General features: G+C 41.0%; 4 protein-coding genes. 3 read left to right on the plus strand and 1 reads right to left on the minus strand.

Translation table 11 applies throughout. From position 1 onward, the window contains the following. Positions 1–352: 352 nt before the first annotated feature. Complete coding sequence (gene tyrS, locus A3IA_RS0106730; protein WP_018380558.1) at positions 353–1,609, minus strand: tyrosine--tRNA ligase; 1,257 nt, start codon at positions 1,607–1,609, stop codon at positions 353–355. A gap of 103 nt (positions 1,610–1,712) precedes the next feature. On the opposite strand from tyrS, the gene pbp1b reads away from it, so the two are divergent. The 3 genes from pbp1b (at position 1,713) to rpoC (ending at position 11,745) form a co-directional block, all read left to right on the plus strand. Further along, a complete protein-coding gene (gene pbp1b / locus A3IA_RS0106735) occupies positions 1,713–4,118 on the plus strand; it encodes a penicillin-binding protein PBP1B (RefSeq protein WP_018380559.1) in 2,406 nt (801 codons plus the stop codon). A 301-nt stretch (positions 4,119–4,419) separates the two neighbouring features. After that, positions 4,420–7,989, plus strand: coding sequence for a DNA-directed RNA polymerase subunit beta (gene rpoB / locus A3IA_RS0106740; protein WP_018380560.1), 3,570 nt, complete (start codon positions 4,420–4,422; stop codon positions 7,987–7,989). 123 nt (positions 7,990–8,112) lie between these two features. Then, positions 8,113–11,745: a DNA-directed RNA polymerase subunit beta' gene (rpoC, locus tag A3IA_RS0106745; protein WP_018380561.1), complete on the plus strand. Its 3,633-nt coding sequence runs from the start codon at positions 8,113–8,115 to the stop codon at positions 11,743–11,745. The last annotated feature ends 178 nt before the right edge of the window (positions 11,746–11,923 follow it).

Raw genomic sequence — 11,923 nt, forward strand, 5'->3', positions numbered from 1 at the left:
CATACGATTGCCTCTATACATCGCCTCATCAGGACAATGTATTACCTCATAACGCATAACAAACTTTACGATTATGCTTCGACCCAAAATCATTAAAGTCGTTGATGCTATATCATTGTAACACCTTATCCAAAAAATAACAAAATAAGGTGTTGTTTTCGTGTACACTTTTTGACGCTAATTAGAGCAGAAAAATAAGACAATAGCTAAATCCAAGCTATTGTCTTAAAAAATTTTTCGATTAAAAGCTTGATAAGCTTGACAAATGGTAGAAAAAACACCTCAAAAGTTAGAGGTAGTGTCTAACTTTTTGGGTGCAGTTCGGTTGGATGAGGTGATCTTTATATTTATATTAGTAAGTGAGGACGAAGTATTTCTTTTTACCACGACGGATTACAGTTAATTCCTGTTCAATTTTATCATTGTCAGAGAGGTTGTATGTTAAATCTTGAACACGATCACCGTTGATGTAGATGGCTCCGTTTTGAACATCTTCACGTGCTTGACGTTTTGAGGAAGAAATTCCTGATTTTACAAGGATTTCAACGATGTTAAGGTCGTCTTCAGCTTGAACAGCATAGTTAGGAACGTTGCTGAGTCCTTGTTTTAATTCAGTTGCAGATAGGTTTTTAATATTTCCTGCGAAGAGTTGCTCGGTGATATTAAGGGCTTGGCGGTAGGCTTCTTCACCATGAACCAGAGTAACGACTTCTTTAGCTAGTACTTTTTGAGCTAAGCGTTCATGTCGTGCAGCATTGAATTGTTTTTCGATGGCTGCAATTTCATCCAATGTTAGGAAGGTGAAGATTTTGAGGAAGCGGACAGCGTCGTCATCCATAACGTTGAGCCAGAATTGATACATTTCGTAAGGAGATGTTTTATCGGCGTCAAGCCAGACTGCATTGCCTTCAGATTTACCAAATTTTTTGCCAGTGGCATCTGTAATAAGTGGTACGGTGATTACATGTCCGGTTTTATCAGCTTTTCGGCGAAGAAGTTCTGTTCCTGCGGTCATGTTACCCCACTGGTCAGAACCCCCGATTTGAAGTGTTACGTTATGCTTTTGATTTAATTCGTAAAAATCGTAACCTTGCATGATTTGGTAGGCAAATTCTGTGTAAGAAATACCAGTTTCAATACGTTTTTTAACGGAGTCTTTGCTCATCATGTAGTTAACAGTGAAGTATTTCCCAACATCTCGAAGAAAGTCAATGAAGCTGACTGATCCAAACCAGTCGTAATTGTTAACCATTTCAGCTTTGTTATCACCGTTTTCAAAATCTAGAAAACGTGATAATTGTCCCTGAATTTTGGTTACCCAACCGTCAACGGTTTCTTTGGTTTGAAGACTACGCTCAGCATCTTTGAATGATGGGTCTCCGATAAGTCCTGTGGCGCCACCAACAAGAGCAAATGGTTTGTGGCCAGCTAATTGGAGGCGACGATTTGCCAAGATGGCAACCAGATGTCCTAAATGTAGGCTATCTGCCGTTGGGTCGTAACCCGTATAGAAAGAAACTTGACCTTCCGTCAATGCTTTTTCGAGGGCTTCTTCATCAGTCGTTTGGAAGACTAAGCCTCTTTCTTTTAATTCTTCAAAAATGTTCATATAAGCCTCCAAAATAAGTTTTGTACTAGCTTTCATTATATCAAAAATACTTTGTCCCATGCAAGCTATACAGAAGTTTGGTATAATGCTATTGAGGTATTCTATGTCTAATTTTAAGAAAAAAGCATGTTATTGGTTACAAAAGGGTAAACAGAGCCTTTCGATTAAAGGACCAAGACATAAAACAAATAATTCTTCTAAGAAATCTTCAGATCGTACTTGGTTTGTGACAGATAGTTTATCTATTCTTTTACGTATCACGAAATTATTATCAAACTTTATTTATATTATTATATTGCTTTTTAGCATGCTGGGTGCTGGTCTTGGATTTGGGTATTTGGCGAGTCAAATTGATGGCGTTAAGGTGCCGAAAAAAGCGGAACTTATTAAGAAGGTTGAAACTGGCTCACTGATTTCTCATCTATCTTATTCTGATGGTTCATTGATTTCGGAGATTGATACGGATCTTTTACGCACACCGGTTGCGAGTGATGCGATCTCTGAGAATCTTAAACATGCGATTATTTCAACTGAGGATGAGAATTTTAACACGCACCATGGTGTGGTACCTAAGGCAGTCTTTAGGGCTCTTATTTCATCTCTTTTAGGAATTGGGGAATCTAGTGGTGGTTCTACCTTAACTCAACAGCTTTTGAAGCAACAAATCCTCGGAGATGATCCAACTTTTAAACGTAAAGCTAGGGAAATTATCTATGCTTTGTCTTTGGAAAAAGATATGGATAAGGATGCTATTTTAACATCTTATTTGAACGTATCACCGTTTGGACGAAATAATAAAGGGCAAAATATCGCTGGTGTTGAAGAAGCCGCAAAAGGTATTTTTGGCAAGTCTGCTGCAGAGCTGACAGTTCCACAAGCAGCTTTTATTGCCGGTCTACCACAAAGTCCAATTATTTATTCTCCGTATAATGGGGATGGTCGTTTGAAATCGGATGAGGATTTGTCATTTGGATTAGCACGAGCAAGTAATGTTTTATACAATATGTATCGAGAAGGTTATCTTACCAAGAGTGAGTATAATTCTTATAAATCTTATGATTTGAAACAGGATTTTATTGCTTCTGATACTGTAGCGGCATCTAAACATGACTATCTTTATTATTCTGTGATGGAAGAAGCGCAGAAGGTAATGTATGAGTATTTGATTAAAAAAGACGGGGTTTCCGCTCAAGATTTGAAAAATGATGCGACAAAGGTTGCTTATGAAGAGCGTGCTTTGGAGGAACTCCAATCGGGTGGATACCAAGTAACAACAACAATCAACAAGCCTATCTATGAAGCTATGCAAAATGCTGTTAACCAGTATGGATCGATTCTAGACGATGGAACTGGTCGGACAGAAGTCGGAAATGTCTTGATAGACAACAAATCTGGAGCAATTCTTGGCTTTATAGGTGGACGTGATTATACTATCAATCAGAACAACCATGCTTTTGATACGAAAAGATCACCAGGTTCTACTATTAAACCTTTGATTGCTTATGGACCAGCTATTGACCAAGGTTTAATGGGAAGTGCCAGCATGTTGTCAAACTATCCAACAACTTACTCTAGTGGTCAAAAAATCATGCACGTTGATAATGAAGGTACAGCGATGGTGACTCTTCAAGAAGCGCTGAATACTTCTTGGAATATCCCTGCTTTTTGGACTTATAAACTCTTGCAAAATAAAAGGGTTGATGTTGAAGATTACATGACCAAGATAGGAATCTCTATTGATAACTATGATATCGAGAGTTTGCCACTTGGTGGTGGTATTGGTATGACTGTTGAACAGATGGCAAATGGTTATCAGATGATTGCTAATAATGGAGCCTATGCCCAAGGTTACATGGTTGATAAGATTACTGATAATGAAGGGAAAGTTATTTACCAACACAAGACAGAACCTGTTCAAGTATTTTCTAAAGCTACAGCAACTATTCTACAGAACCTGCTTCGTGGACCACTTGATTCAGGAACAACTACTCAGTTTAAGAGCCGATTGCAGTCACTAAATGGTGCCTTAGCTAATGACGATTGGATTGGTAAAACAGGAACAACGAATGATTACTCAGATGTATGGCTTGCTGTGTCAACACCACAGGTATCATTAGCTTCATGGGCTGGTCACGATAATAATGACTCTTTAGGCAAAATGACAGGTTATGATAATCATTCTAATTATTTGGCAAATCTTGTTAATGCCATTAATCAGGCTGATCCTAATGTATTTGGCAGTGGTCAGAAATTCTCTCTTGATTCAAGTGTCATAAAATCTACCGTTAATAAGCAAACGGGACTAAAACCTGGAACAGTTTCAGAAAATGGTCGGCGTTATACGATTAATGGTAATACAACAACCAGCTATTGGGCTAAAAACGGTGCTGGTAATATGACTTACCACTTTGGTATTGGTGGTACTGATAGTGACTACCAAAAAGCTTGGGATAGTATTATCGGTGGCGGTAGCCAATCCAATAACACAAGAAGAAGTAATCGACGATAAACTTGATTTTAAAGTCAATTGGTGATATAATATAGACAGCTATTTGACGTTTAATCACGGTTGAAATATTGTCCAGCCGTGGCATAAAGCAGTTAAATCATACTTTTAAGGAGTCCGATTTAGCTGCTCTTTTTGTGCCTATTTTCGCTATTTTTTGGATGTGTAACAAACATTTAAAGATTCTGAAAATTGATTGACATCAATAATGTTATTGAAGTTGTTTTAGAGGCTATCTAAAATTGACTTTGTGATTGAACTCGAACGATTTTCGTTCATAACTCATTTAATAAAGGAGTAAGACTTGGCAGGACATGACGTTCAATACGGGAAACATCGTACCCGTCGTAGTTTTTCAAGAATCAAAGAAGTTCTTGATTTACCTAACTTAATTGAAATTCAAACAGATTCATTTCAAGATTTCTTGGATAACAGCTTGCGTGAAGTATTTGAGGATGTACTTCCGATTTCAAACTTCACAGATACTATGGAGTTGGAATTTGTAGGCTATGAATTAAAAGAACCTAAGTACACACTTGAAGAGGCGCGTGCCCATGACGCTCACTATTCAGTACCTTTGTTCGTTACTTTCCGTTTGATTAACAAAGAGACTGGTGAAATTAAAACACAAGAAGTCTTCTTTGGAGATCTTCCTTACATGACAGAAATGGGTACTTTCATCATCAATGGTGCTGAACGTATCATCGTTTCTCAGTTGGTTCGTTCACCAGGTGTTTATTTCAACGATAAAGTTGATAAAAACGGTAAAGTTGGTTACGGTTCAACCGTAATCCCTAATCGTGGTGCATGGCTTGAGCTTGAAACAGATGCTAAAGACATTGCTCACACGCGTATCGACCGTACGCGTAAGATTCCATTCACAACACTTGTTCGTGCCCTTGGTTTCTCAGGTGATGATGAAATTATTGATATCTTTGGTGAGGGTGACCTTGTTCGTAACACTATCGAAAAAGATATTCACAAAAATCCAAACGATTCACGTACTGACGAAGCCCTTAAAGAAATCTATGAGCGTCTTCGTCCAGGTGAACCAAAAACAGCTGATTCATCACGTAGTTTATTGACAGCTCGTTTCTTCGATCCACGTCGTTATGACTTGGCTGCTGTTGGGCGCTACAAAGTCAACAAAAAACTTAATGTGAAGACACGTCTTCTTGATCAAACTATTGCTGAGAACTTGATTGATAGTGAAACCGGCGAAATCCTTGTCGAAGCTGGTACAGTAATGACTCGTGATGTTATTGATTCTATCGCTGAGCATTTGGATGGTGACTTGAACAAGTTTGTTTACACACCAAATGATTATGCGGTTGTTACAGAACCTGTTGTTCTTCAAAAATTCAAAGTAGTTGCTCCAAGTGATCCAGATCGTACAGTAACGATTGTTGGTAATGCTAATCCAGACGATAAGGTTCGTGCCCTTACACCAGCGGATATTTTGGCTGAAATGTCATACTTCCTAAATCTTGCTGAAGGCCTTGGAAAAGTTGATGATATTGACCATTTGGGTAACCGTCGTATTCGTGCCGTGGGTGAGCTTCTTGCTAACCAATTCCGTATCGGTCTGGCTCGTATGGAACGTAATGTGCGTGAGCGTATGTCCGTTCAAGATAATGATGTCTTAACACCACAACAAATCATCAATATCCGTCCTGTAACAGCTGCTATCAAAGAATTCTTTGGTTCTTCACAGTTGTCACAGTTCATGGATCAGCATAATCCACTTTCTGAGTTGTCTCACAAACGTCGTTTGTCAGCCCTTGGGCCTGGAGGTTTGACACGAGATCGCGCTGGTTATGAAGTGCGTGACGTGCACTACACTCATTATGGACGCATGTGTCCTATTGAAACACCTGAGGGACCAAATATCGGTTTGATTAACAACTTGTCTTCATACGGACACCTTAACAAGTATGGCTTTATCCAAACGCCTTACCGTAAAGTCGACCGTTCAAGTGGCCGAGTTACTAATGAAATCGTTTGGTTGACTGCGGATGAAGAGGATGAGTACACAGTAGCTCAGGCAAATTCAAAACTCAATGAAGATGGTACTTTTGCCGAAGAAATCGTCATGGGTCGTCACCAAGGTGTCAACCAAGAATACCCAGCTCATTTAGCCGATTTCATGGATGTTTCTCCTAAGCAGGTAGTTGCGGTTGCGACAGCATGTATTCCTTTCTTGGAGAACGATGACTCTAACCGTGCCCTCATGGGTGCCAACATGCAACGTCAGGCTGTGCCATTGATTGATCCTAAAGCACCTTATGTGGGTACTGGTATGGAATATCAGGCAGCTCACGACTCAGGAGCAGCTATTATTGCTCAACATGATGGTAAAGTTGTCTTTTCAGATGCTGAAAAAGTTGAAGTTCGTCGTGAAGATGGTTCCCTTGATGTTTATCATGTGACAAAATTCCGTCGTTCAAACTCAGGTACAGCCTACAACCAGCGCACTCTTGTTAAAGTTGGCGACATAGTTGAAAAAGGTGATTTCATCGCTGATGGTCCTTCTATGGAAAACGGTGAAATGGCTCTTGGTCAAAACCCAGTCGTTGCCTATATGACATGGGAAGGTTACAACTTTGAGGATGCCGTTATCATGTCTGAACGTCTTGTAAAAGAAGATGTTTATACTTCTGTTCACTTGGAAGAGTTTGAGTCAGAAACACGTGATACTAAGTTAGGCCCTGAAGAAATCACTCGCGAAATTCCGAATGTAGGTGAAGAAGCGCTCAAAGACCTTGATGAAATGGGTATCATCCGTATCGGTGCTGAGGTTAAAGAAGGCGATATTCTTGTTGGTAAAGTAACACCTAAGGGCGAGAAAGATCTTTCTGCGGAAGAACGTCTCTTACACGCTATCTTTGGAGATAAATCACGTGAAGTGCGTGATACTTCACTGCGTGTTCCTCACGGCGGTGATGGTATTGTTCGTGATGTGAAAATTTTTACGCGCGCTAACGGTGATGAGTTGCAATCAGGTGTTAATAAGCTTGTTCGCGTTTATATTGCGCAAAAACGTAAGATTAAAGTTGGTGATAAAATGGCTGGTCGTCACGGTAACAAGGGTGTCGTTTCACGTATTGTACCAGTAGAAGACATGCCATATCTTCCAGATGGAACACCAGTTGATATTATGCTTAACCCTCTTGGGGTGCCTTCTCGGATGAATATCGGTCAGGTTATGGAACTTCATTTGGGTATGGCTGCTCGTAACTTGGGTATCCACATGGCAACACCAGTCTTTGACGGAGCAACTTCAGAGGATCTCTGGGCTACTGTTGAAGAGGCTGGTATGGATAGTGATGCTAAGACTGTTCTTTATGACGGTCGTACAGGTGAGCCATTTGATAACCGTGTGTCAGTTGGTGTCATGTATATGATTAAGCTTCACCACATGGTTGATGATAAACTTCACGCCCGTTCAGTAGGTCCTTACTCACTCGTTACCCAACAACCGCTTGGTGGTAAAGCACAATTCGGTGGACAACGTTTTGGTGAGATGGAGGTTTGGGCTCTTGAAGCTTACGGTGCGTCAAATGTCCTTCAAGAAATCTTGACTTACAAGTCAGATGATGTGACTGGTCGTCTTAAAGCTTATGAAGCTATCACAAAAGGTAAACCAATTCCAAAACCAGGTGTGCCGGAGTCATTCCGTGTTCTTGTTAAAGAATTGCAATCTCTTGGTCTTGACATGCGTGTTCTTGATGAGGATGATACAGAAGTTGAACTTCGTGATCTTGATGAAGGTGAAGATGATGACGTGATGCACGTTGATGATCTTGAAAAAGCGCGTGAGAAACAAGCAAAAGAATCAGCAGAATTAGCACAGGCAGCAGCTGAAGATAAATAATAAAAGATGAAACAAAAAGTTAGTTTTAAGGATTCCTCTAAACTAACAAGCTGTTACAAGGTTGAGTAGTGGTTTGCCACTACTTTGACTGCGTAATATTGATAATGAAGAAAGGTACTATTAGTGGTTGACGTAAATCGTTTTAAAAGTATGCAAATCACATTAGCCTCACCTAGTAAGGTCCGCTCTTGGTCTTACGGTGAAGTTAAAAAACCTGAAACAATCAACTATCGTACGTTAAAACCAGAACGTGAAGGACTATTTGATGAAGTCATCTTTGGTCCAACAAAAGACTGGGAATGTGCGTGTGGTAAATACAAACGTATCCGTTACAAAGGTATCGTCTGTGACCGTTGTGGTGTCGAAGTAACACGTGCCAAAGTTCGTCGTGAACGTATGGGTCACATCGAGTTGAAAGCTCCTGTATCACACATTTGGTACTTCAAAGGAATTCCATCTCGTATGGGGCTTGCCCTTGACATGAGTCCGCGTGCTCTTGAAGAAGTTATCTATTTTGCGGCTTACGTGGTTATTGATCCTATGGATACCCCACTTGAAGCAAAATCTCTTTTGACTGAACGTGAATACCGCGAAAAACTTCAAGAATACGGCTATGGCTCATTCGTAGCTAAAATGGGTGCTGAAGCTATCCAAGACCTCCTTAAACGTGTGGATTTAGAAGCTGAAATTGCAGAACTTAAAGAAGAACTCAAGACAGCTTCTGGTCAAAAACGTGTGAAAGCTGTTCGTCGTTTGGATGTTCTTGATGCCTTTTATAAATCTGGCAATAAGCCTGAGTGGATGGTACTTAACATCCTCCCAGTTATTCCACCAGATTTGCGTCCAATGGTTCAATTGGATGGTGGTCGTTTTGCAGCATCTGATCTTAATGACCTTTACCGTCGTGTTATTAACCGTAACAACCGTCTAGCACGCCTTTTGGAACTTAACGCTCCTGGTATCATCGTTCAAAATGAAAAACGTATGCTCCAAGAAGCTGTGGATGCTTTGATTGATAATGGTCGCCGTGGTCGCCCAATCACAGGTCCTGGTGGTCGTCCTTTGAAATCTTTGAGTCACATGCTTAAAGGTAAGCAAGGGCGTTTCCGTCAAAACTTGCTTGGTAAACGTGTTGACTTCTCAGGTCGTTCCGTTATCGCCGTTGGTCCAACGCTTAAAATGTACCAATGTGGTGTTCCACGTGAAATGGCGATTGAACTCTTCAAACCTTTCGTTATGCGAGAAATTGTTGCTCGCGAGTATGCTGGTAACGTCAAAGCAGCTAAGCGTATGGTGGAACGTGGAGATGAACGCATTTGGGATATTCTTGAAGAAGTGATTAAAGAACACCCAGTTCTTCTTAACCGCGCGCCTACCCTTCACCGTTTGGGTATTCAAGCTTTCGAACCTGTTCTTATTGATGGTAAAGCTCTTCGTCTTCACCCACTTGTATGTGAAGCTTACAATGCTGACTTTGATGGAGACCAAATGGCCATCCACGTGCCCCTTTCTGAGGAAGCACAAGCAGAAGCACGTCTTCTCATGCTTGCGGCGGAGCACATCCTTAACCCTAAAGATGGTAAACCTGTTGTTACACCGTCACAGGATATGGTTTTGGGTAACTACTATCTAACTATGGAAGATGCTGGTCGTGAGGGTGAAGGTATGGTCTTCAAGGATCGTGATGAAGCTGTTATGGCCTATCAAAATGGCTATGTTCACTTGCATTCACGTGTTGGTATCGCTGTTGATAGCATGCCAAACAAACCTTGGAAAGAAAACCAACTTCACAAAATCATGGTGACAACTGTTGGTAAAATCCTCTTTAACGATGTGATTCCAACTGAAATCCCTTACCTTCAAGAACCAAACAACGCTAACTTGACGGATGGAACACCAGATAAATACTTCTTGGAACCAGGGCAAGATATTCAACCTGTCATTGACTCCCTTGAAATCAATCCTCCATTCAAGAAGAAAAACCTTGGTAACATCATCGCAGAAACTTTCAAGCGTCTTCGTACAACTGAAACATCAGCCTTTCTTGACCGTTTGAAGGACCTCGGTTACTACCATTCAACACTTGCTGGTTTGACAGTGGGTATTGCCGATATTCCTGTTATTGATAATAAAGCTGAGATTATCGATGTTGCTCACCGCCGCGTTGAAGATATTAACAAAGCCTTCCGTCGCGGTCTTATGACCGAAGATGATCGTTATGTAGCTGTTACAACAACATGGCGTGAAGCTAAAGAGTCTCTTGAAAAACGTTTGATTGAAACACAAGATCCTAAGAATCCTATCGTTATGATGATGGACTCAGGAGCTCGTGGTAATATCTCTAACTTCTCACAGCTTGCTGGTATGCGTGGTTTGATGGCTGCTCCTAACGGGCGTATCATGGAACTTCCTATCTTGTCTAACTTCCGTGAAGGTTTGACCGTTTTGGAGATGTTCTTCTCAACTCACGGTGCTCGTAAAGGGATGACTGATACGGCTCTTAAGACTGCCGACTCAGGTTACCTCACTCGTCGTTTGGTTGACGTCGCTCAAGATGTTATCATCCGCGAAGATGACTGTGGAACAGATCGTGGTTTGACTATCACTGCTATCACAGATGGTAAGGAAGTAACAGAAACACTTGATGAACGTCTACAAGGTCGTTACACTAAGAAAACTGTTAAAAACCCAATCACTGGTGAGACAATCATCGGTCCTAATAAACTTATTACAGAAGATAAGGCTGCTGAGATTGTCAATGCTGGTGTTGAAGAAGTAACAATTCGTTCTGTCTTCACATGTAATACCCGTCATGGGGTCTGTCGTCACTGTTACGGTATCAACTTGGCAACTGGTGATGCGGTTGAAGTTGGTGAGGCAGTTGGTACGATTGCCGCTCAATCTATCGGTGAACCAGGTACACAGCTTACCATGCGTACCTTCCACACTGGTGGTGTAGCCTCAAATACTGATATTACACAAGGTCTTCCTCGTATCCAAGAAATCTTTGAAGCACGTAATCCTAAAGGGGAAGCCGTGATCACAGAGGTTAAAGGGACTGTTATTGAAATTGAAGAAGATGCTGCGACACGTACCAAGAAAGTCTACGTTCAAGGTAAGACTGGTATGGGCGAATATGTGGTGCCATTTACAGCTCGTATGAAAGTTGAAGTTGGTGACGATGTTGCTCGTGGTGCGGCTCTTACTGAAGGGTCAATCCAGCCTAAACGTCTCCTTGAAGTTCGTGATACCCTTTCTGTGGAAACTTACCTTCTTGCTGAAGTTCAAAAAGTTTACCGTAGCCAAGGGGTAGAAATCGGAGATAAACACGTTGAGGTGATGGTTCGCCAAATGCTTCGTAAAGTTCGTGTTATGGATCCAGGTGACACTGATCTTCTTCCGGGAACCCTTATGGACATTGCTGACTTCACAGATGCTAACAAAGATATTGTTATCTCTGGTGGTATTCCTGCAACATCTCGTCCAGTTCTTATGGGGATTACAAAAGCCTCTCTTGAAACTAACTCATTCTTATCTGCGGCTTCCTTCCAGGAAACAACACGTGTCCTTACGGATGCAGCTATCCGTGGTAAGAAAGACCATCTTCTTGGACTTAAAGAAAATGTTATCATCGGTAAAATCATCCCAGCTGGTACTGGTATGGCTCGCTACCGTAACATTGAACCACAATCAGTTAATGAAGTGGAAGTTATTGAAGAAGTGCCAGTTTCAGAAGAAGCAACTGTTACAGAATAATCGAAAAAATCGAAAGTTACGGCTTTCGATTTTTTGTTTGTCATAAAACCTTAGGGAATCCCGTAAATCAAATATAGTCAAATGAATTAACTTTGAGACAAAGAACTGAGACGCGGGCAGCACTTGAGTAGGGCAAGGCGAAAGTGACGATGTCTCAACCTTAATTCAAAAGACTATA

The organism is Streptococcus thoraltensis DSM 12221 (genome assembly GCF_000380145.1).
Taxonomy (GTDB): Bacteria; Bacillota; Bacilli; order Lactobacillales; family Streptococcaceae; genus Streptococcus; species Streptococcus thoraltensis.